Genomic DNA, 20,354 nt, shown 5'->3' with positions numbered 1-20,354 from the left:
TACGGCTATAATTGCCGCATAGCCGCGCTTTTCAAGTGAACTTATTTCAACTTCGCCATGTCAACTTCGCCATCCGCAAGCAAGTCCTGGATCAAGCCAGCCCTGATCGCCGTCTTCGTGGCAGGCGTGGCGGCAGCCGGCTATCTGTCGCTGAATGACAAGCAGAGCGCGCCGGACGTGACCTTCCACGGCATCCATGGCGAAAAGATCACCTCGGCCAGCCTGCGCGGCAAGGTGGTGATGGTCAATTTCTGGGCCACCTCGTGCACCACTTGCGTGGCGGAGATGCCGGACATGGTCGACACCTACAACAAATACAAGGGGCAGGGCCTGGAATTCGTGGCCGTGGCCATGAAATACGATCCGGCCAACTACGTGCTGAACTTCGCCGAAACGCGCCAGTTGCCATTCAAGGTGGCGCTCGACGTGACGGGCGAGGCGGCCAAGGCCTATGGCGACGTGGCCCTCACGCCCACCACCTTCGTGCTCGACAAGCAGGGCAAGATCCTCAAGCGCTATGTGGGCAAGCCGGAATTTGCCGAACTGCACAAGCTGCTGGAAACCGCCATCGCCGGCTAAGACCGCGCACAAACACGGTATAAAACCTTGTTGCCAACTGTTATCAACCTGTTATAACCTTCTCTTGCGTGATCCCATTCACCTTGTGAAGGCCAGCCGTGTCCCTAGCCGCTCAATCGCTTGACCCGCAACAACTCAAAACCTGGCTGCTTGCCGCCGGGAACAAGGACGCCACGGCGTTCCGCCAGCTATATAACTCCACCTCATCGAAACTGTTTGGCTTCGCGCTGCGTATATTGCATAAGCAAGAGCTCGCTGAAGAAGCCTTGCAAGAGGGTTTCGTCGCCATCTGGAACAACGCCGCCGCTTACCAGAGCCATCTGGCGGCGCCGATGACCTGGATGGCCACCATCGTGCGCAACAAGGCGTTCGATGTGCTGCGGCGCAGCGACGATACCGTGGAAATCGATGCCGAACAGTTTGATAGCGAAGTCATGAATGCACTCCGAGACCCCCAGGCCACGCCCATCGAATCACTGCAACTGAGCGGTGATGCGAAGGCGCTGGCGTTTTGCATGTCGGCCCTGGAAGGGGTGCACCGGCAGGTGGTCGCCCTGGCGTTCTATCATGACCTGTCGCACAGCGAAGTGGCGCAGCAGATGTCGCTGCCAATCGGCACCGTGAAGACCTGGATACGGCGCAGCCTGGAACGGCTGCGCACGTGCCTGGCAAAACGGGAGACATCATGAATATCCGCAGCAATGACGTGCTGCGCCAGAAACTGGCGTCCGAATACGTGCTGGGCACCCTGAAAGGGGGCGCGCGGCGGCGTTTCGAAGGCTGGCTGCACAACGACGCCGATTTGCGCAATATCACGGCCGAATGGCGGCAGCGTTTGGAACCGATGGCGGAATTTGCCACGCCCGTGGCGCCGCCCAAGCGCGTGTGGCAACAGATCGAGCAGCGCTTGCACCTGGCGCCGCAGGGCGGCTGGTCCTTGTTCCGCGATTCGCTGTCGTTCTGGCGTTCGCTGGGCATGGCCTCGAGCGCCATCGCCGCGCTGCTGGTCATCGTCGTGGCCACGCGCCTGCTGGACGCGCCGCAAATCAGCTATGTGGCCAGCCTGACGGACGAGAAAGCGCAAACGGCCCTGCTGCTGACAGCCGACAGCCGCCATGGCGCACTCGAGGTGCGCATGGTGGGCAACGCGCCCGTGCCTGCTGACCGCGACCTGGAACTGTGGGCCGTGCCGAAGAGCGGCAACCCCCGTTCACTGGGCTTGCTGGCCGACAAGGGCAACGTGAAACTGGCCCTGTCGCAGCGCGCCATCGGCAACGACGTGGCCTTGCTGGCCGTCACCCTGGAACCGAAAGGCGGCTCGCCGAATCCGAACGGACCGACGGGACCGGTTTTGTATAAGGGTAACTGGGTGAAAATTTAGTAACGCCTGACCAAGCCTACTGCAGTTGATTTGGCTTGCTTACCTTACTTCGGATACAAAATCATCTGCGTGCAGCGAAACAGGGCGATGGTCTTGCCCGTTTCCTTGCTTTTTACCACGGCATCCCACACTTGCGTGTTGCGGCCCTTGTGCTCGACTTTCGCCGTGCAGGTGAGCGTGCCTTCGCGGGCCGTACCCAGGTGGTTCGATTTCAACTCGATGGTGGTGAAGTTACTGGCGCCCTCAGGCAGGTTGACGATGCAGCCATAGCCGGACGCCGTATCGGCCAGGGTCACCACGCTGCCCGCGTGCAGATAGCCGTTCGGCGCCAGCAAATGGGGCAGCACGGGCAATTCCGCCGTCAGCTGGCCGTCGCCCACTTCCGTGATGACGATGCCCAGGTGGCCGGGCAGGCGGCCTGTGCCGCGTTCGTTCAACATTGCTACGGTGATGTCGGGATTGCTCATGCTGGTCCTTGTGCGGGTGAATCCGGGCAGCGGATCTGCCGGAAAATACTATGATGATAGCAACTTTCCCCGTATCGGTTTGACGGCCACTTATTTCCGGCTACGCCGCCGTTTCCACCACACCAAAGTCCCCGTCAGCAGGAACAGCAAGGGCATCAGGCCGAACACCGTCATGAAACTGCGCCCGGCCACGCCAAACGCCTGGCCCGAATGCAGTGGGAATTGCCAGCCCAGGAAAACGTCTCCGGCCGGCGCCCGCAAGGGATCGCGTATGCGCAGGGGCAAGCCGCTGCGCGCATCCAGGGTCAGGCGCGTGGCGCCGTCGCCGTGGGCGATTTCACCTGGCTGGCGCACGCGGATCTCGTATGGCTGGTCCTTCTTGGCCGGCAGCACGATGCGCGACACGCGCGCCTGCGGATAGAGCAGCTGCGCGGCGGCCATGGCCTGGCCCGCATCGAGCAGGGCGCCATCCTGGGCCACATTTTTCAGTTTGGCCGTGTCCGGCACCGTCGATACCAGGCCCACCAGGGGCACGATCAGCTGCGGCAAATTGAAATAAATGCCGGAAAAGGCGATCACGGCCAGCACGGGCGCGGCAAGGAAGCCGGCCGCCTTGTGGAACGTGTAATTGAAGCGCGGCCAGGAGCCGCCATGCGACACCGTCAAGGCGCGCTTGATCGCCGTCCACTGCAAGCGCGGCCACCAGAGGTAGATGCCGCTCAAGGCCATCAGCAGCAGGGCCACGCCGGAAATCCCCGTGACCGTCTTGCCCGCGTCGCCCGTCAGCAGATAGCGGTGTAAATGAAACATGCCCGACATCAGCAGCGGGCGCGTGAGGCCAAAGCGGCCCCAGTCGCGCTCGCCTTTGACTTGCAAGGTGTAGGGGTCGACCATCACCTGGCGCACGATGGCCTGGCTGAAGGGGGACGGCTTGCCGGTCTGGCGGTACGAGGCCACATACACGTCGCGCCCATCGGCGGGCGGATTGAGCTGGCTCGGCGTACCGTAGGCGGGGTCGGCCGCGAGTCCGTCCACCACCGCTTGCAGCGTGCGCGGCGTGACCTCGAACACCTGGCCAGGCGCGGGCGCGCTCGCCTGCAGCAAATCCGGATTCAGATACGCATCGAGCTCCGGCATCCAGGCGATGGCGGACCCCGTCAAGCCCAGCAGGACGAACAGGGCGCCGAACCACAGGCCCACATACAGGTGCAGCTTGGCTAACAACCACTTGATCGGGAGTTGCGACATGGAAACTCTGGGAAATTTTGGGCTGCGGAACGATAGCATGAAAGGCATGGAGTGAAAATCATTATCAGATGGCATTCTGTCGTGCCCACCCAGCGCAAATGACGCAACAAGCGCTGACGGGGCGCGATTTTCTTGCTACTATGCGCCCATGTCTTCCCGCCAGCCCACCCGCAAGCTTGCCCATCACGGTGCCGCCGCCCTCGCGCGCACGCCGTGGCAGCTGTGCGTGGCCCTGTTCAGTGCGCTTGCTCTCGTGTTCCTGCTGTCGACGGCCGCTTCGCACCTGCACAAGACGACTCTCGACGCGGAAGAGTGCGCGCTGTGCGCCACGGTCATCGACAAGGTGGCCGATATCGCCGTGCCGCCGGCCATCGCCGAGCCGCCCGCCCAGTTACTGCCCTACCGCCTGCTGGCCATCGCGCCCGCCATCCTGGCGCCCGCCGCCGCCCTCATCCTGCCGCCCGTGCGCGGCCCGCCTGCCGCCTCACTGTAGTTCCCACGCTGTTTTTCCTTTTTCAGGCTGCCCCTTGTCGCGCTTTCATGCGCGCCGGGCCGCCTGGCGTTGACTATTTTTGAGGTTTACCATGCAACACACACCACGCCTGAGCGCGCTGTCGCTCGCCCTTGCCAGTCTGTTCAGCCTATCCGCTCATGCCGCAGATGCCGTCCCTGCCGCAGATGCCAGCCCGGCTGATGCCGCTCAGCCAGAAATGCAAAAGGTCGAAGTCACCTCCGCCCACTTGCGAAGCGCGCGCATCGAGCTGTCGCCGAAAGTCGGCACCACCATCTACAGCATCGACAGCCACATGGTCGACATGCTGGGCCAGGGCGACAATACGCCGTTCAATGAAGTACTGCTGCGCCTGCCAGGCGTATCGCAGGATTCGAAGGGTTCCGGCGCCCTGCACGTGCGCGACGACCATGCCAACGTGCAATACCGCATCAATGGCGTGCAATTGCCCGAAAGCATCAGCGGCTTCGGCCAGTCCATCGACACGCGTTTGATCGACAAGACCGATTTCATGACGGGCGCCTTGCCGGCCCAGTTCGGCCTGCGCACGGCGGGCATCGTCGATATTGAAACGAAGGAGGGCGGACTGACACCGGGCGGGCGCATCGGCATCATGGTCGGCAGCCACGACCATGTGGAGCCGAGTGCCGAATTTTTCGGCAGCGTGGGCAAGTTCAATTACTACCTGTCCGGCAGCTACCTAGGCAATTCCCTGGGTGTGGAAAACCCGCAAGACACGCGCAGCGCACTGCACGACAAGACGCGCCAGAACAAATCGTTTGGCAGTCTGTCGTATTTCCTCGATGACAACACCCGCCTGGGCGCCATGTTCGGCACGTACAACGGCCGCTTCCAGATTCCCAACAACCCCAACCAGGCGCCGGGCTTTTCCCTGGATGGCCACAGCGATGCGCAGGCGGGCACATCCAGTATCCCTTCATCGCAGTTGAATGAAAACCAGCGCGAAGTGAACCGCTTCCTCGTGCTGTCGCTGCAAAAGAGCCTGGGCGACGTCAATTACCAGGTGTCGGCCTTCCACCAGTATTCGGAACTGCACTTCACGCCAGATGCCATCGGCGACCTGATCTACAACGGCGTGGCCTCGGACTCGCGCCGTGCGAACAGCGCTTCCGGTGCCCAGTTCGATATCAGCTACAAATTGCACCAGGACCACACCGTGCGCGCCGGCCTGGCCTATACGCGCCAGAAGACGACGAGCGACAACACGGTGGCCGTCTTCCCCGCCATTGACGGGACGCAAACCTCCACCAAGCCGATCAGCATTGCCGACAACAGCGGCAAGACGGGCACCCTGGCCAGCTTTTACCTGCAGGATGAATGGCATATCAGCAAGCCCCTGACCCTGAACTATGGCGCCCGCTACGACAAGGTTTCGGCCTACACGAGCGAGCAGCAATGGAGTCCGCGCGTCAACCTGGCCTACCAGATCGCACCGGGCACGGCCCTGCATGCGGGCTATTCGCGCTACTTCACGCCGCCGCCGCAGGAACTGGCCGCGCAAGGCAGCATCGACCTGTATGCGAATACGACGAATGCGCCGGAGATCGGCCAGTCGGACAACGTCAAGGCCGAGCGCACGCACTACTACGACGTGGGCATCAGCCACCAGGTGAGTCCGAAACTGACCGTGACGGCCGATGTGTACTATAAAAAGATCAACAACCTGCTGGACGAAGGCCAGTTCGGCCAGGCATTGATACTGACGCCGTTCAACTATGCGGATGGCTACGCCAAGGGCCTGGAGTTATCCGCCATCTACAGCGAGAAAAACTGGGGCTTGTTCCTCAATGCCAGCACGCAAAAGGCGCAGGGACGCAACATCAATTCGGGCCAGGCCCTGTTTGGCGCCGATGAGTTGAACACCATCAGCAAGCACTATGTCTACCTCGATCATGACCAGAAATACACGCTGTCCGGTGGCGGCCATTATCACTTTGGCGATTCGCAAGTGAGCGCTGACTTCCTGTACGGCAGCGGCCTGCGCATGACCCCGGAAGGCGGCACGCCGAATTCCGGCCATCTGCCCGCTTACTTTACCGTCAACACGGCGCTCACGCACACGTGGAAAAACACGCCGGTCGGCAAAGTGGAAGGACGGCTGGCCCTGATCAACCTGTTCGATAAATCGTACCTGCTGCGCGACGGTTCCGGCGTGGGCGTGGGGGCGCCGCAGTATGGCGCCCGCCGCAGCATCTACGCCGGCCTGTCGACCAGCTTCTAAGAGTTACGCGCGAAGACAGCGGCAGGGTGCAACGCCTGCCGCTGTCGGTTGCCGTCCTACACAGCTACCGCCCCACTAGGCGAAGGGTGGGGCGCCACCAGCACCAGGCGCTGCATGGCCACGCCTGGCGTGTGATAGGGGTCTTGCCCCAGGATGACGACTTTGACTTGCTTGAACGGCGTCAGGTCGAAGGCCCGAAAGATGGCCTAGCCCGGCGAAAAACACGGTCCCGCCACCTATTCCGCCTTGAGGAAGGCGGCCAGGCGTTCCCGGCAGGGCCGGGCGAACTCCCCCTCCAGCCGCGCCTTCCACGATGCGTCGATGCGTGTGTCCATGCGTCACCTCATGGCCAATTTATTAACCATGCTTTTTCAGCATGCCAGCACGGGACGCTCGGCAGCATGGCGTGCATACGCTGCGGGCAGGCAAAAAAAAAGCCGCCAGCGTTAGCAGGCGGCCTTGATTTGGCGTAAAGGGCTTAGAAATTCAGCGCCGATTCCACGCCGGCGCTGTGCGCCTGTTCATCCGCGTGGTACGAGCTGCGCACCATGGCGCCCACGGCAGCGTGGGTGAAGCCCATTTTATAGGCTTCCTCTTCGAACATCTTGAACACGTCCGGGTGCACGTAGCGGCGCACGGGCAAGTGGCTGTTCGATGGCGCCAGGTACTGGCCGATGGTCAGCATGTCGATGTCGTGCTCGCGCATGTCGCGCATGACTTGCAGGATTTCCTCGTCCGTCTCGCCCAGGCCCACCATGATGCCGGATTTGGTTTTCACGTCCGGGTACATGGCCTTGAAATCCTTCAGCAGTTTCAAGGAATGCATGTAGTCGGAGCCGGGACGCGCTTCCTTGTACAGGCGCGGCGCCGTTTCCAGGTTGTGGTTCATGACGTCAGGCAAGCCATCCTTGAACAGGTCCAACGCTTTTTCCAGGCGGCCGCGGAAGTCGGGCACCAGCACTTCGATGCGGGTGTTCGGCGACAGGGCGCGCGTTTGCTGGATGCACTCGACGAAATGGCCGGCGCCGCCATCGCGCAAGTCATCGCGGTCGACGGAAGTGATGACGACGTAGTTCAACCGCAGCTTGGCGATGGTCTTCGACAGGTTGGCCGGCTCTTCCTTGTCCAGCGGGTCCGGGCGGCCATGGCCGACGTCGCAGAACGGGCAGCGGCGCGTGCACTTGTCGCCCATGATCATGAAGGTGGCGGTGCCCTTGCCAAAACACTCGCCGATATTCGGGCAGCTGGCTTCCTCGCACACCGTCACGAGCTTGTTTTCGCGCAGGATGTCCTTGATTTCATAGAAACGGGTCGATGCCGAAGCGGCCTTGACGCGGATCCAGTCCGGCTTTTTCAGGCGCTCGATCTGCTCGATAGGGACGATCTTGATCGGAATGCGCGAAGTCTTGCTGGCGCCTTTTTGCTTTTCACTCGGGTTGTACGCTGGAGCGGCGGGGGCGGTGCTGGAAATGGTCTCAGAAGTCATGGCTGCAAGCCCTTGACGGGCGTGTTGGTTTGTTTGCTCAGGCATCTGCTGCCTGAGGCGCGCCTGCGGCGCTGTTTACTTCGCTTACATCGAGTAATACGGTCAATTCATGGGCCAGGGCCCGCTGCACTTCGGCCAGCGGCGCCGAAACGCCCATGCTGCGCATGTCCACCGTCTTCAGGCCGGAATAACCGCAAGGGTTAATCCAGGAAAACGGCGCCAGGTCCATCGCCACGTTGAGCGATACGCCATGGTAGGTGCAGCCGTTGCCGCGCACCTTCAATCCCAGCGCGGCGATCTTCGCACCCTTGCTTGGTCCGCCGGCGATATAGATGCCGGGCGCGCCATCGATGCGCTCGCCAGCAAGATTATACGCCGCCAGCACATTGATGATGGCTTGCTCGATTTTATGCACGAACTGGCGCGCATACAGCTTGCCGCCAGGCTTGTTGCGGCGCAAGTCCATCAGCAGATAAATCACCACCTGGCCGGGGCCGTGGAACGTCACTTCGCCGCCACGGTCCGTCTGCACCACGGGGATCGCGTCCGCGCCGGCCAGCAGATGGCCGCGGTCGGCCGCCAGGCCCAGGGTGAACACGGGCGGATGCTCGACGATCCACAGTTCGTCGCGCGTGTCCGTCGTGCGCGCGTCGGTAAAGGCGCGCATGGCGGCAAAGGTCGGCTCGTAATCGACGCGGCCCAGCTCGCGGATCAGCGCCGCTTCGGTTCGGGTGGTGGTCATGACAGATTCTGTAATCAGCTGCCGGCGCCCTGCGGACGCTGCGGCGAAGCCGTGATTATAAGCCAGGCCGCCGTTTCATTCAGCCCCGGGCACAGGCAACAGCAGCAAGCTGCCCAATTTTTGTGCAGCGTGGCGCACCTGGGCCAGACTCAGCGCCGTGTAGCCGAGCAGCACGGCGGGCGCCAGCCTGGCGCTACGGCAAAAGTCACCGAGCGGCTGCAGCGCCAGCCCCTCCTGCGCGGCGCGCGCGCAAAACGCCCGTTCGTCGGCATCCTGCGGCAGCCACAGCACGCAGTGAAAGCCCGCCTGCTGGCCCGAAATCGTGTAACGGCCTGGGGCGACCTGCTCCAGGCAGGCCAGCAGCAGGTCACGCCGCTCCTTGTAGGCAAGGCGCGCCTGGCGCAAATGGCGCACGAAAGCGCCTTCCTCCATCCAGGCGGCCAGCGCCAGCTGTTCCGTCACGCCCACGGAACGGCCCGTCAACTGCACGATACGCAGCAGTTGCGGGCGCAAGGGGGGCGGCAGCACCATGAAGCCCACGCGCAAGCCCGCAAACAGGGTCTTATTAAAACTGCCACAGTAGATCACGCGCTGGTACTGATCCAGTGCCTTCAGGGCTGCCAGCGGTGCACTGTGGTAATTGAATTCACTGTCGTAATCGTCTTCCACCACCCAGGCGCCGCTGTCATTCGCCCATTCCAGCAAGGCCAGGCGGCGCGTGACGGACATGGTCACGCCCAGCGGCGACTGGTGCGCCGGCGTCACATACGCAAGGCAGGCGTCGGTGTGCACAGCCAGGGCGGCGCAATCGATGCCCTCGGCGTCGACGGGAATATCCATGGGCATGGCGCCCGCCAGGGCGAACAGGGCGCGCGCGGCCGGATAACCGGGCTCTTCCAGGCAAACCTTGTCGCCATCGCGCACGATGCCGCGCGCCAGCAAGTCGATCGCGTGGCGGATGCCGGTGGTGACAACGATGTCTTGCGGGTCGCAGCGGATGCCGCGGTACTTGGCGAGGAAGTCGGCGATCTGCTGGCGCAGCTGGGGCAGGCCGGCCGGATCGGCACTGCACAACTGCTCCGGCGTGGCGGCCGCCAGCGCCCGTGTGGCGCACTTGGACCAGGCTGCCATGGGAAACAGGCTGGCGTCGGCGCGCCGTGCCACGAAAGGCAAGCCGTCGCGCACGCCCGTGTCCGGAGCGGGCGCGGGCACGGCAGCCGGTGCAGCCGGGGTGGCATCGGCGAAGCCTGCCATCAGGAAGCGTTCCGGCACCACGGCGCACACGCGCGTGCCGGAGCCGGGCACGCGCGTCACATAGGCTTCCGCGTGCAGACGGTCGAACACGGTTTCGATGGTGCCGCGTGATAACTCCCACCGTTCGGCCAGGGTGCGGCTGGACGGCAAACGGCTGCCCGCCGGCAGCATCTTCGTCAGGATGGCCGAGCGCAGCGCTTCATACGCGCCATCCTGCTTGTTGACGCCCGCCTTGGCTAGCCAGCTAGTGGGACGAGGCAAGTCCAGGGCGTGCGGTGATTTTCCTCGCGGCATAATGATGATCGTCCAAGTGGTCCAATGAATTTTCTGATGACTGGCACTTCGCATTACACCACAACAATTCTACTCTCTCCGTTCTGGTGCGCCAGCGGGGCGCACGCTTGCTAGGATCGTGTAAAAACAATGCAGAAACAACTCGCTTTATGGGCCTGGGGCGGCATCGTGCTGCTGCTGGTCTGCCTCTCGCGCATCAGCATCGACATCTATTTGCCTTCGCTGCCGGCCATGGCCGATGCCCTGCATGCCAGTGATGCCCAGTTGCAACTGACCCTGAGCCTGTTCATGGCCGGCTCGGCCGCCTCGATGCTGGCTTGCGGGCCGCTGGCCGACCGTTACGGACGCCGCCCCGTGCTGCTGGCCGGCACGGGCATTTATGTGCTCGCCAGCATCGCCTGCACGGTGACCTCCGACGTGCACGTGCTGATCGCCGCGCGCGTGCTGCAGGCGTTCGGCGGCTGCAGCGGCACCATCATCGGCAGGGTGATGGTGCGCGACCGCTTCGATACCGCCACGCAGGCGCGCATGCTGGGGAGAATATCGATGGTGATGGGCCTGTCGCCGATACTGGCGCCGCTGGCCGGCAGCGTGCTCGACGCGGCCTTCGGCTGGCGCGCCGTGTTTGGCACGTTGTGCCTGCTGGGCGCGCTGTCGCTGTGGCTGATCGCCGCCTACGTGCCGGAAACGAAACCCGCCGACGCCGTGCCACAGGGCAATACCCTGGCCTTGTACCGCCGCCTGCTGGGCGACGCGTATTTTCTACGCTATGCGCTGGCCATCGCTTGTGTGTATTGCACGTATTTCCCCTTCATCGCGGAATCGTCCGTGCTGTTGCAAAGGGGCATGCATCTGTCGCCGCACGCGTATGCGCTGGTGTTCGCGCTGACGGTCAGCGGCTATATCGCGGGGTCGAGCCTGTTCCGCGCCCTGGGGCCGCGCCTGGGCGCCGATTACCTGCTGGGCGTGGCGGTGCTGATCAATGTGGCGGGCGCGGCCAGCTTGTTGCTGGCAGGCAGCCTGGCGCCGCAACACGTGGCGTCGCTGGTAGCGCCCATGCTGCTGGTGATGGTGTCGGTGGGCATGGCCATTCCGGCCTGCCAGCTGGCCGTACTGCAGCCGTATGGCGCCCAGGCGGGCAGCGCTTCGGGCCTGTTCTTCTTCATCCAGATGCTCATCACGGCCGCCTGCGGCGCCGTCATCGCCGCCATCACGGATGGCAGCGAAAAGCCCCTGCTGTGGGTGACAGCAGCGGCCAGTGGTGCCTTTGCCGCCGTCTGGCTGCTCACGAAGAGCAGGGCCAGCGTGGCGGCAGCAAGCCTTACATGACGATCTTGACCATCGGGTGGCCCGACAGCGCCATGTACAGGGCATCGAGCTGCTCGCGGCTGATGGCGCGCACGGTGACGGTCAGGCCCGTGTAATTGCCCTTGCCTGATGGGCGCTCTTCCATGCGGCCCACGTGGAAGGTCGGATCGTGGCTGATGACCAGTTCCAGCATCGTCGGCGCGAAGTCGACATGCGTCGGACCCATGATCTTGATGGGAAAATCGCTCGGGTATTCGATCAGCGATTCGCTGGGAGGAATCGTGACTTCGGTGGGTGGGGTGGTTTGCATGGGAAATCCTATCAGTGCCGGTCAGAACAGGCGGCGCAGCGCATAGCGCGCGGCGGCTGCATAAAGACGTATTGTAGCCAACTTTGGGGGCGGATGCGCCCGTCGCCATGGCGCCAGGGGCGCGGAAAAAAAAAGCCAGCTTGGTAAGCTGGCGAAAACTATTTCGTTTGGACAAAATAGCCGGAAAAATCGGTGCTGTCACACGCTGGAGTAGCAGTGGTTCTACTATAGAAAAAACACAGCTGCTTTACCTCCGGCATGTGACGAACTGCCGCTTTCTCGGCATGAACGTCGATACGGCGCGACAGGCGGCGCGGCCGTCAACGCTCCGCTTCCTGCATCCGGCCATTGCGGCCGGGACCGCCGCGCTCATTGCCCCTGTCATTACTGCGTTCACGTGGCGGCCCGCCGCGTTCGCCGCCACGCGCCTCCTGTGCCGGACGCGCGGCGGGGGCCGGCATCGGCGGCGGCGCGGGCCGCGGCTGGGCCACGGGCGGCGGCGCAGGCACGGCAGGCGGCGGCGCCGTCTGCCGCATTTCGCGGCGGGGCTCACGCTCTCCGTGCTCCCAGCGGTTACTGTCCGGGCGTGACTGCGGCCGCTCCCCGCCATGCCACCCGGGGCGGCCCACCTGGTCTTGCACAGGGGGCAAGGCCGGCATCGCCGGCATCACGGGCTGGGCCGGCACCGGCGGCTGTTGCGGCTGGGCCGGCACGGGCGGCCGGTTCGGCTGCATGGGACGCGGCGCCAGGTGCGTCTGGCCATCGTCCGTCTGCAAGCGGCCAGGACGGTTGACCCAGTCGCGCCGGACACCGCTATCGCCGCGCGGCGCATCCAATGGACGCTGCCAATTGCCGGCCGGCGCAGGCGCCGTGCTCAAGGGCAAACTTTGCATGACGGGTGGCGGCATGGTGGTGCGGTTGCGCCGCGGCACGTCGACCGTGCGCTGCGCGCCAAAACGCTCGCCAGGCAGCATGCTCATGCCTTCGCGGCGTTCGCGTTCGCCCGACACGGAGCGGCGTCCCTCGGCCATGCGGTTGATGCGGCGTTCATAGTCCGCGCTGGCGCGGTAGCCGGGCACATAGCGGTCATGCGGCGACAGGGGAAACCAGCCCACGCCAGGACGCGGGCCCTGCTGCGGCGCGCGACCTCCGCCCACCCAGCCCACCAGGGCTGGTGCCCAGGGCACGCGGCCGCGCTCGCGGCCCGGCGCCCAGCCCCAGCGCTGGCCCAGCAGCACCCAGCGGCCGTAATGCGATGGCGCATAGCCCCAGGGCGCATTGTCGACCCAGGTCCAGCCCCATGGGGCGATCCACGTCCAGCGCCCGTCGCTGTAGGGCGCCCAGCCGGCCGGTACCGCGCTGGGCAGCCAAAGGGGTCCATATTGCGCATCGTCCTGCCAGGCGCCGTAGCGGTCCAGCTCCTCATAGCCAGTGGTATCGTCCGTGACATAGCGCAAGGCTGGCGTGGCGACGGGCACGGCTTCGGGCCATTGGTCGAAGGCGATCCTCTGCACGGCGCCCATGCGCAATTCTTCGTCCGTCAACTCGGCGCGCTTGCCTGCACGCAAGGTCACGCTACCCGTCGCGCCATCCACGTCGGCCACCCCTTCGAGTACGCTGACGACGCTGGTGCCGGGCTGGCGCCCTGCCTCGATGCGCACCCAGCCCGGCTGGCTCAGAGTCACGCGGGCCTGGGCGGTGGTCAGTTCGAAGCCGCGCAGCGCATCGGGATTGCGCACGCGCACGCTGACCGTGCCATGGCTGAGGTGCAGTGTGAAATGGTCGTCATCAAGCTCGCTCACTTCCAGCTCGGAATCGCCATCGAGGCGCACGGCGGCCGCGCCCACGCGAAGTTCCGCCAGCGCGCCGCGCATGGTGCTGAGCCGGTTATCCGTCGTGACGGGCCAGTTCAGCAGGGCATTTTGCGCATCGCCATCGCCGGCGCGCACCAGCACCTGCCCTTCGACGGTGGAAATGCGGCCCACGCGGGCCGGCGGGTCCTGCGCCAGGGCGAAGGTGCATGCCGACGACAGCAGCACGGCGCACACGGCGCGCAGGAAGGGGAAAGGCAGGGTCGGACGCATGGCAGCGCTCCAGGCAGGACTTACAAGGATGACACGCTATCGATTACATCCGCATCGGGCGGGCATCGCAAGCGGGCTTACAAATGTTTGCATCTTGGTTTGCATGTTGCCTTGGCTCAGGACGCCGCCTGGCTGCCCCGCTTGACGAAGAACAGGGCGGCGCCAACGGCCATCAGCAAGCCGCCAAAGAAGCGGTTCTGCTTCTTCACGGCCTTGGCATCGCGGAAAAAGCGCTGCATCGACGAAGCCAGGAAGGCGTAGCTGTGCATGACGATCTGATCGATCGTGCACATGGTGACGGCCAGGATCAGCAATTGCGGCAACAGCGGTGCCGTGGGGCTGATGAATTGCGGCAGCACCGCCACCATGAAGATGATGCCCTTCGGATTCGTCACGTTGGTCAGAAACCCCGTCAGCACGCGCCGACGCATGGAAGGCACCACTGCATCGGCGTGCAGGTCACCCGTCACCGCCACCCTGGCGCGCCATTGCGACAGGCCCAGGTAGATCAGGTACAGCGCGCCCACCGTCTTGACGATATTAGAAGCCACTTCGGAGGCCAGCAGCAGGGAACCGACGCCGGCGCCCGCGATGCCCAGCACCACCAGCAGCCCCAGTTGCAGGCCGAGGATGGTGGCGCTGGCCTTTTTCACCCCGTAGGACAGGCCGTGCGACATCGACAGCACGGCGCCCGAGCCGGGCGAGACAGCGATGATGGAAGCGGCGATGACAAAGGTGATCCAGGTGGCAAAGTGCATGCGGTATCCCAAAATGGTGATGAGGAGTAATTTTAACCCGGCCTGTGCGGCCCTGCCGGCCATCTCTGGGGTAAGATCGCAGGCACGCTTTATCTACACCTTTGCGACGCTTTTCCTTACCGTACAACCAAGAATAACATCATGAAAAACAACACTTTCCTCTCTCCAATATTTCCTGCCACCACTGCGGGAGCGCGCTGAGATGGCCGGCTCCAGCCTGCTGGCCCTGCTCGACGACATCGCCAGCATCCTCGACGACGTTTCCCTGATGACCAAGGTGGCCGCCAAGAAGACGGCCGGCGTGCTCGGTGACGACCTGGCCCTGAACGCGCAGCAAGTGGCCGGCGTGCGCGCCGAGCGCGAACTGCCCGTCGTATGGGCCGTCGCTATCGGTTCACTGAAGAACAAGGCCATCCTCGTGCCCGCCGCGCTGGCCATCAGCGCGTTTGCGCCGTGGGCCATCACGCCGCTGCTGATGGTGGGCGGCGCCTACCTGTGCTTCGAGGGCTTCGAAAAGATCGCCCATCAATACCTGCATCCGGATGACAGCCACAAGGCTGAACTGGCGCAGGCGCTGCGCGACCCGCAAGTCGACCTGGTCGCACTGGAAAAGGACAAGATCAAGGGCGCCATCCGCACTGACTTCATTTTGTCGGCGGAAATCATCGTCATCGCCCTCGGCACGGTGGCCGCAGCCACCTTCGCCGAGCAGGTGGCCGTCGTCGTCGGCATCGCCCTCATCATGACCGTGGGCGTGTATGGCCTGGTGGCCGGCATCGTCAAGCTCGATGACGCGGGCTTTTATCTGGCCGCGCGCAAGGGCACGGGCGCGCTGATGGACGGCGTGCGCGGCTTTGGCCGCATGCTCGTGTCGGCGGCGCCGAAATTGATGAAATTTCTCTCCATCGTTGGCACCCTGGCCATGTTCATGGTGGGCGGTGGCATCTTGACGCATGGCTGGCCATGGGCCAGCGCCATGCTGCACCACGCGGAAGAAGCCGTCGGCGGCGTGGCCGGCATCGGCCCCGTGCTGGGGGCCGTCACGCCCAGCCTGATCAATGCGGTGGCCGGCCTCATCGCCGGTGGCCTGGTGCTGGCAGGCGTCACGGCCGTGTCGGCTTTATTGCGCATGGTCAAATCAAGCAAATAAGCTTTCTGGTCTGATGGGGCGGCAGGCGCATCCGTGCCTGCCGCCCCGGCCATGCCGGCGGCGCCTGCCTGCCCATGGAGACCCTATGCAGACTTACCCCATCCAACGTCCCAGCAGCGCCTTTATCGGCGCCTCCTGGGCGGCCCTGCTGATCGGCATCGTCACTTACCTGTCCGGCCTGTGGAACGCCACGATGGCCCTCAACGAAAAGGGCTATTACTTCACCATACTCACTTACGGCCTGTTCGCTGCCATCTCGCTGCAGAAATCCGTGCGCGACCGTAGCGAAGGCATCGCCGTGACCGGCATGTATTTCGGCCTGTGCTGGATTTCCGTGCTGCTGGCCTTGCTGCTGCTCACCGTCGGCCTGTGGAATGCCACCCTGCAAAACAGCGAAAAGGGCTTTTATGCCATGGCATTTCTGCTCAGCCTGTTTGCCGCCGTGGCCGTGCAAAAAAATGTGCGCGATGTGGCGCGCGCCCAGGCCACCACAACAGCCGACGCGCCGGGAACTTAAGCCCCAGCGACGCGTCTATCTCTATATCCATATCGGGAGTGGGCGATGAGCGACCAGGAGAAACGTTTGCAGATGGCGCTGGAGGCGGCGCACATGGCGATCTGGGATTCGCGCATCGTCGCTGGCCGCGTCATCGACGGCACGGTCATCTGGTCGGCCAGGGGTGCAGCCCTGCTGGGCTTGGGGGAGCGCGCCCTGACACATTCCTTCCACGCTTTCCTCGACTGCGTGCATGCCGATGACCGCGACAAGGTGGTCGGCGTGCTGCAGGACGGCGTGCGCCGGCGCGCCGGCTACGCCCTGCAATACCGTGTCGTCTGGCCCGACGGCAGCGAACACTGGCTGGCGGCCAAGGCGCAGGTCTTCATGGACGGCGGCGGCCATCCCGAGCGAACCCTGGGCATCGTCTGGGATGTCACCGAACACATACTGCGCGAACTCATGATCGCCGAACGCAAGGAACTGGCCGAAGTGACGCTCAGCTCCATCGGCGACGGCGTCATCACCACCGATCCGCAGGGCAAGACGCGCTACCTGAACCGCGTGGCCGAGCAACTCACGGGCTGGAGCAACCAGTTGGCCGAGGGGCTCGACATCCTGGAAACGCTGTGCCTGGTCAATGAACACCCGAACCAGCCGCTCGAGCACGTCGCCATCAAGTGCCTGCGCCAGCGCCAGGCCATCGGCATATCCACGCACACGCAACTGATCACGCGCGAAGGCCGGCGCATCGCCATCGAAGAGTCCGCCGCACCCCTCTGGTCGCGCGACGGTGAGATCCTTGGCGCCGTCGTTGTGTTTCGCGATGTCAGCCACGAACGCAAGCTGAGCCAGCAATTGTCGTGGCAAGCCACGCACGACGCCCTGACAGGCCTGATCAACCGGCGCGAATTCGAACACCTGGTGGCCGGTGCCCTGCATACGGCCAAAGAAGACGGGCACGCGCATGCACTGCTGTACCTGGACCTGGACCAGTTCAAGATCATCAACGACACCTGCGGCCACGCCGCCGGCGACGTGCTGCTGCAACTGCTGGCCAAGATGCTGCAGGGACAGATGCGCGACAGCGACATCCTGGCGCGCCTCGGCGGCGACGAACTGGGCGTGCTGCTGCCCCACTGCCCGCTCGAGCATGCGCGCCTGATCGGCGAACAGCTGCGCCAGTCCATCCGCGAATTCCGCTTCGCCTGGGATGAGCACAGCTTCGAACTGGGCGTGAGCATAGGCATCGCGGAAATCAACCAGGACAGCAAGTCCATGAGCGAGCTGCTGAGCGCCGCAGACCAGGCTTGCTGCCTGGCCAAGGAGCAGGGCCGCAATCGCCTGCACGTGTACCAGGAGTCCGACGTCATGCTGGCGCAGCGGCATGGTGAAATGCTGTGGATCTCGCGCCTGAACGAAGCGTTCGCACACGATTATTTCCGCCTGTACGCCATGCCCATCGTGCACCTGCGCGACAGTCCGGAACGACATGACGAAGTGCTGATCCGCATCCGCAACAGCCAGGGCGACCTGATACTGCCCGGCGCCTTCATTCCCGCCGCCGAACGCTACGACATGATGCTGTCCATCGACCGCTGGGTCATCCGCGCCGTCTGCCAGCATATCCAGAGCGTGCGCGACAGCCTGCCGCCTTTGGCCGTGCTGGCGGAAAACCGGCGCCGCACACCGGCCCTGTATTCCGTCAACCTGTCGGGCATGTCGCTGGCCGACACGGGCCTGCAAGACTACATCACGGGGCAATTCGTGCAGTACGCGATTGCGCCCGAACAAATCTGCTTTGAAATCACGGAAACGGCTGTCATCGCCAACTTGCCCAAAGCACAAGTATTCATGCGCCAGCTCAAGGCCATGGGCTGCCGTTTCTCGCTCGACGACTTCGGCAGCGGCTTTTCCTCGTTCGCTTACCTGAAAGCGCTGCCCGTCGACTACCTGAAAATCGACGGCGTCTTCGTGCGCGGCATCGCCACCAATGCCATCAACCGCGCCATGGTCAAGGCCATCAATGAAGTAGGCCACGTGATGGGATTGAAAACGGTGGCCGAATACGTGGAAAACGCGGAGACGCTGGCCATCATCCGCGAGCTGGGCATCGACTACGCGCAAGGCTACGCCGTAGGCAGCCCGCGGCCCCTGACGGCAGGCATCGATTAGCCACCGCAGGCAACCAGTAACTTTAAAACAATGCCGCATTGCTATCGCTAAATGCGTGCGAGCACGGCCAATCTGGAGGATTTTGATCTACATCAATAAATTTGCGCAAGCGACTCCTTACACTGATCTCCATTCTTGCAATCGTGCAAGTCTTACTCACCAATGAGCTCTTTAACTGATCAGGAAGCCGCGACCATGCGCCAAAATTTGCCAGTGACTAACCGTGAAGTCCTCGTCTTGGACGATCAGGCCATCGTGTCGAAAACGGATATGAACGGCAATATCGTGTATGTGAATCCCTACTTCAGCCAGGTCAGCGGCTTCAGCGAGGCAGAGCTGATCGGATCGCCGCAAAATATCGTGCGCCACCCGGACATGCCGGCCGAGGCGTTTGCCGACCTGTGGGCGTCGATCCAGGCCGGCACGCCGTGGACGGGCCTGGTCAAGAACCGTTGCAAGAACGGCGACTTTTATTGGGTACGCGCCAACGTCACGCCCATCCGCGAAGCGGGCAAGACCATCGGCTACATGTCGGTGCGCGTGAAGGCCGACAAGGATCAGGTCAAGGCGACCGAGGAGGCCTACGCGGCCATCCGCAACAAGGAAGGCGGCAAGATTGTCATCAAGAACGGGCAAATCGTGCGCCCGGGACTGGCGCACCTGCTGCACAACCTGACACACATGTCGCTCAACTTGCGCATCTGGGCCGCCACGTCCATCGTCAACTGCCTGCAGTTGCTGGTGTGCGTCATCAGTCTGTTCGCCAGCGGTGGCAAGATCACCAATTACGCCATCTTCGGCGCCACCCTGTTCGGCTTCCTGATCAATGTCTTCCTCTGGTACACCTTGCGCATGTCCGTGCTCAAGCCGCTGGGCAAGGCCCTGAACGGCGCGCGGGCAATTGCCGCCGGCGACCTGTCGGGCAGTTTTGAAACGGACAGCACGGATGAAGTGGGGCAATTGCTGCGCGCGCTGCAACAGATGAACAGCAACCTGATCGCCACCATCCGCGATGTGCGCATCAACGTGGAAACCATGGCCGTGGCCACCAAGCAAATCGCCGTCGGTAATATGGACCTCTCGGGCCGCACGGAATCGCAGGCGGCCAGCCTGGAAGAGACGGCCTCGAGCATCGAGGAATTCTCGTCGACGGTGAAGCAGAACGCGGACAACTCGGTGCAGGCGAACGAGCTGGCCGTGGCCGCCTCGAAAGTGGCCGTGCAGGGCGGCGAGATCGTGGCCGAAGTGATCACCACCATGGACGAGATCAATACTTCGTCGAAGAAAATCGTCGACATCATCGGCCTGATCGAAGGCATCGCCTTCCAGACGAATATCCTGGCCCTGAATGCGGCCGTGGAAGCGGCCCGCGCCGGCGAGCAGGGCCGCGGCTTCGCCGTGGTGGCGGGCGAAGTGCGCAACCTGGCGCAGCGCTCGTCCGTGGCGGCCAAGGACATCAAGCAACTGATTGAAATTTCCGTCGGCAAGGTGGGCGCCGGCATGCTGCAGGTGAACCGCGCCGGCGCCACCATGGAACAGGTGGTCAGTTCCGTCAAGCAGGTGACGGCCATCATGCAGGAAATCTCCATCGCCTCGCGCGAACAGAGCATCGGCGTCGACCAGGTCAACCAGGCCATCGCCCACATGGATCAGGTGACGCAGCAAAACGCGGCCCTGGTGGAAGAGGCCGCCGCCGCCGCCACGCGCCTGGCGGAAGAAGCAGCGAGCCTGTCGCAAGCCGTGAGCCTGTTCAATTTCGGCAAGATGCCGCCACCGCGCCGCGTCGCCATGCCTGGCGGCAAGGGAGGCGCCGCGAACACTGGCAAACCCGCCGCTCTGAAACGCCTGGCCGCCTAACACCTTTCAATA

Annotated in this window: 18 protein-coding genes and 1 pseudogene; 10 read left to right on the top strand and 9 right to left on the bottom strand. The window is 63.7% G+C overall.

The features are described from left to right. The first annotated feature begins 57 nt into the window (after positions 1–57). From ACQ4WZ_RS23005 to ACQ4WZ_RS22995, 3 genes are all read left to right on the top strand, one after another. The gene (locus ACQ4WZ_RS23005) at positions 58–579 is read left to right on the top strand and encodes a peroxiredoxin family protein (RefSeq protein WP_152258939.1); all 522 of its coding nucleotides are present in this window, start codon (positions 58–60) and stop codon (positions 577–579) included. 98 nt (positions 580–677) lie between these two features. Continuing rightward, positions 678–1,268, top strand: coding sequence for a sigma-70 family RNA polymerase sigma factor (locus ACQ4WZ_RS23000; RefSeq protein WP_101483283.1), 591 nt, complete (start codon positions 678–680; stop codon positions 1,266–1,268). Next, positions 1,265–1,960 carry an anti-sigma factor gene (locus tag ACQ4WZ_RS22995; protein ID WP_101483284.1) on the top strand — a complete coding sequence of 232 codons (696 nt, stop codon included), beginning with the start codon at positions 1,265–1,267 and terminating at the stop codon, positions 1,958–1,960. Before ACQ4WZ_RS23000 ends, ACQ4WZ_RS22995 begins: the two co-directional genes overlap by 4 nt. 44 nt (positions 1,961–2,004) lie before the next feature. Here ACQ4WZ_RS22995 and ACQ4WZ_RS22990 read toward each other — a convergent pair whose 3' ends face one another. Both ACQ4WZ_RS22990 and ACQ4WZ_RS22985 read right to left on the bottom strand, forming a co-directional pair. Then, positions 2,005–2,427 carry a PaaI family thioesterase gene (locus ACQ4WZ_RS22990; protein ID WP_034752471.1) on the bottom strand — a complete coding sequence of 141 codons (423 nt, stop codon included), beginning with the start codon at positions 2,425–2,427 and terminating at the stop codon, positions 2,005–2,007. A 90-nt stretch (positions 2,428–2,517) separates the two neighbouring features. Beyond that, complete coding sequence (locus ACQ4WZ_RS22985) at positions 2,518–3,675, bottom strand: PepSY-associated TM helix domain-containing protein (RefSeq protein ID WP_436574598.1); 1,158 nt, start codon at positions 3,673–3,675, stop codon at positions 2,518–2,520. A gap of 148 nt (positions 3,676–3,823) precedes the next feature. On the opposite strand from ACQ4WZ_RS22985, the gene ACQ4WZ_RS22980 reads away from it, so the two are divergent. Both ACQ4WZ_RS22980 and ACQ4WZ_RS22975 read left to right on the top strand, forming a co-directional pair. Next, on the top strand, positions 3,824–4,168 hold the full coding sequence (locus ACQ4WZ_RS22980; protein WP_133989017.1) for a hypothetical protein: 345 nt from the start codon (positions 3,824–3,826) through the stop codon (positions 4,166–4,168). 91 nt (positions 4,169–4,259) lie between these two features. Further along, complete coding sequence (locus ACQ4WZ_RS22975) at positions 4,260–6,428, top strand: TonB-dependent receptor (RefSeq protein ID WP_436574597.1); 2,169 nt, start codon at positions 4,260–4,262, stop codon at positions 6,426–6,428. Between the two features lie 116 nt (positions 6,429–6,544). Here the strand turns inward: ACQ4WZ_RS22975 and ACQ4WZ_RS22970 are convergent. The 4 genes and pseudogenes from ACQ4WZ_RS22970 to pdxR form a co-directional block, all read right to left on the bottom strand. After that, a pseudogene (locus ACQ4WZ_RS22970) lies at positions 6,545–6,628 on the bottom strand (uracil-DNA glycosylase); the annotation flags it as partial. A gap of 278 nt (positions 6,629–6,906) precedes the next feature. Beyond that, positions 6,907–7,914, bottom strand: coding sequence for a lipoyl synthase (lipA, locus tag ACQ4WZ_RS22965; RefSeq protein ID WP_101483288.1), 1,008 nt, complete (start codon positions 7,912–7,914; stop codon positions 6,907–6,909). A 37-nt stretch (positions 7,915–7,951) separates the two neighbouring features. Continuing rightward, positions 7,952–8,656 carry a lipoyl(octanoyl) transferase LipB gene (lipB, locus tag ACQ4WZ_RS22960; RefSeq protein ID WP_101483289.1) on the bottom strand — a complete coding sequence of 235 codons (705 nt, stop codon included), beginning with the start codon at positions 8,654–8,656 and terminating at the stop codon, positions 7,952–7,954. 75 nt (positions 8,657–8,731) lie between these two features. Further along, on the bottom strand, positions 8,732–10,204 hold the full coding sequence (gene pdxR, locus ACQ4WZ_RS22955) for a MocR-like pyridoxine biosynthesis transcription factor PdxR (protein WP_133989015.1): 1,473 nt from the start codon (positions 10,202–10,204) through the stop codon (positions 8,732–8,734). 129 nt (positions 10,205–10,333) lie between these two features. On the opposite strand from pdxR, the gene ACQ4WZ_RS22950 reads away from it, so the two are divergent. Then, complete coding sequence (locus ACQ4WZ_RS22950) at positions 10,334–11,533, top strand: multidrug effflux MFS transporter (protein ID WP_101483291.1); 1,200 nt, start codon at positions 10,334–10,336, stop codon at positions 11,531–11,533. Here ACQ4WZ_RS22950 and ACQ4WZ_RS22945 read toward each other — a convergent pair. From ACQ4WZ_RS22945 to ACQ4WZ_RS22935, 3 genes are all read right to left on the bottom strand, one after another. Next, entirely contained in the window at positions 11,526–11,822 is a 297-nt protein-coding gene (locus ACQ4WZ_RS22945; RefSeq protein WP_070223235.1) for a DUF493 family protein, read from the bottom strand. The genes ACQ4WZ_RS22950 and ACQ4WZ_RS22945 overlap by 8 nt on opposite strands. Positions 11,823–12,142: 320 nt before the next feature. After that, entirely contained in the window at positions 12,143–13,906 is a 1,764-nt protein-coding gene (locus tag ACQ4WZ_RS22940; protein WP_436574596.1) for a DUF6600 domain-containing protein, read from the bottom strand. Positions 13,907–14,022: 116 nt separating this feature from the next. Continuing rightward, entirely contained in the window at positions 14,023–14,664 is a 642-nt protein-coding gene (locus ACQ4WZ_RS22935) for a LysE family transporter (RefSeq protein ID WP_436574595.1), read from the bottom strand. 202 nt (positions 14,665–14,866) lie between these two features. Between ACQ4WZ_RS22935 and ACQ4WZ_RS22930 the strand changes: the two genes are divergently transcribed. The 4 genes from ACQ4WZ_RS22930 to ACQ4WZ_RS22915 all read left to right on the top strand — a co-directional run bounded on the left by ACQ4WZ_RS22930 (position 14,867) and on the right by ACQ4WZ_RS22915 (position 20,342). Continuing rightward, positions 14,867–15,814 carry a DUF808 domain-containing protein gene (locus ACQ4WZ_RS22930; protein ID WP_101483294.1) on the top strand — a complete coding sequence of 316 codons (948 nt, stop codon included), beginning with the start codon at positions 14,867–14,869 and terminating at the stop codon, positions 15,812–15,814. Positions 15,815–15,899: 85 nt separating this feature from the next. Further along, on the top strand, positions 15,900–16,331 hold the full coding sequence (gene yiaA, locus ACQ4WZ_RS22925) for an inner membrane protein YiaA (protein ID WP_101483295.1): 432 nt from the start codon (positions 15,900–15,902) through the stop codon (positions 16,329–16,331). Between the two features lie 45 nt (positions 16,332–16,376). Further along, positions 16,377–18,485 carry an EAL domain-containing protein gene (locus tag ACQ4WZ_RS22920; protein WP_436574594.1) on the top strand — a complete coding sequence of 703 codons (2,109 nt, stop codon included), beginning with the start codon at positions 16,377–16,379 and terminating at the stop codon, positions 18,483–18,485. Between the two features lie 195 nt (positions 18,486–18,680). Further along, positions 18,681–20,342 (top strand): methyl-accepting chemotaxis protein, encoded by a 1,662-nt coding sequence (locus ACQ4WZ_RS22915; RefSeq protein WP_101483297.1) that lies wholly within the window; start codon positions 18,681–18,683, stop codon positions 20,340–20,342. The last annotated feature ends 12 nt before the right edge of the window (positions 20,343–20,354 follow it).

Source organism: Janthinobacterium darwini (genome assembly GCF_051380905.1).
Classification (GTDB): domain Bacteria; phylum Pseudomonadota; class Gammaproteobacteria; order Burkholderiales; family Burkholderiaceae_D; genus Janthinobacterium.
This window is presented reverse-complemented; position numbering and strand designations above follow the sequence as displayed.

What these genes read in the sequence shown, in the direction of transcription:
- ACQ4WZ_RS23005 (WP_152258939.1), top strand. Translation starts at nt 58, where the DNA reads ATGTCAACTTCGCCATCCGCAAGCAAGTCCTGGATCAAGCCAGCCCTG.
- ACQ4WZ_RS22995 (WP_101483284.1), top strand. Translation starts at nt 1,265, where the DNA reads ATGAATATCCGCAGCAATGACGTGCTGCGCCAGAAACTGGCGTCCGAA.
- ACQ4WZ_RS22990 (WP_034752471.1), bottom strand. Translation starts at nt 2,427, where the DNA reads ATGAGCAATCCCGACATCACCGTAGCAATGTTGAACGAACGCGGCACA.
- ACQ4WZ_RS22985 (WP_436574598.1), bottom strand. Translation starts at nt 3,675, where the DNA reads ATGTCGCAACTCCCGATCAAGTGGTTGTTAGCCAAGCTGCACCTGTAT.
- ACQ4WZ_RS22980 (WP_133989017.1), top strand. Translation starts at nt 3,824, where the DNA reads ATGTCTTCCCGCCAGCCCACCCGCAAGCTTGCCCATCACGGTGCCGCC.
- ACQ4WZ_RS22975 (WP_436574597.1), top strand. Translation starts at nt 4,260, where the DNA reads ATGCAACACACACCACGCCTGAGCGCGCTGTCGCTCGCCCTTGCCAGT.
- lipA (WP_101483288.1), bottom strand. Translation starts at nt 7,914, where the DNA reads ATGACTTCTGAGACCATTTCCAGCACCGCCCCCGCCGCTCCAGCGTAC.
- lipB (WP_101483289.1), bottom strand. Translation starts at nt 8,656, where the DNA reads ATGACCACCACCCGAACCGAAGCGGCGCTGATCCGCGAGCTGGGCCGC.
- pdxR (WP_133989015.1), bottom strand. Translation starts at nt 10,204, where the DNA reads ATGCCGCGAGGAAAATCACCGCACGCCCTGGACTTGCCTCGTCCCACT.
- ACQ4WZ_RS22950 (WP_101483291.1), top strand. Translation starts at nt 10,334, where the DNA reads ATGCAGAAACAACTCGCTTTATGGGCCTGGGGCGGCATCGTGCTGCTG.
- ACQ4WZ_RS22945 (WP_070223235.1), bottom strand. Translation starts at nt 11,822, where the DNA reads ATGCAAACCACCCCACCCACCGAAGTCACGATTCCTCCCAGCGAATCG.
- ACQ4WZ_RS22940 (WP_436574596.1), bottom strand. Translation starts at nt 13,906, where the DNA reads ATGCGTCCGACCCTGCCTTTCCCCTTCCTGCGCGCCGTGTGCGCCGTG.
- ACQ4WZ_RS22935 (WP_436574595.1), bottom strand. Translation starts at nt 14,664, where the DNA reads ATGCACTTTGCCACCTGGATCACCTTTGTCATCGCCGCTTCCATCATC.
- ACQ4WZ_RS22930 (WP_101483294.1), top strand. Translation starts at nt 14,867, where the DNA reads ATGGCCGGCTCCAGCCTGCTGGCCCTGCTCGACGACATCGCCAGCATC.
- yiaA (WP_101483295.1), top strand. Translation starts at nt 15,900, where the DNA reads ATGCAGACTTACCCCATCCAACGTCCCAGCAGCGCCTTTATCGGCGCC.
- ACQ4WZ_RS22920 (WP_436574594.1), top strand. Translation starts at nt 16,377, where the DNA reads ATGAGCGACCAGGAGAAACGTTTGCAGATGGCGCTGGAGGCGGCGCAC.
- ACQ4WZ_RS22915 (WP_101483297.1), top strand. Translation starts at nt 18,681, where the DNA reads ATGCGCCAAAATTTGCCAGTGACTAACCGTGAAGTCCTCGTCTTGGAC.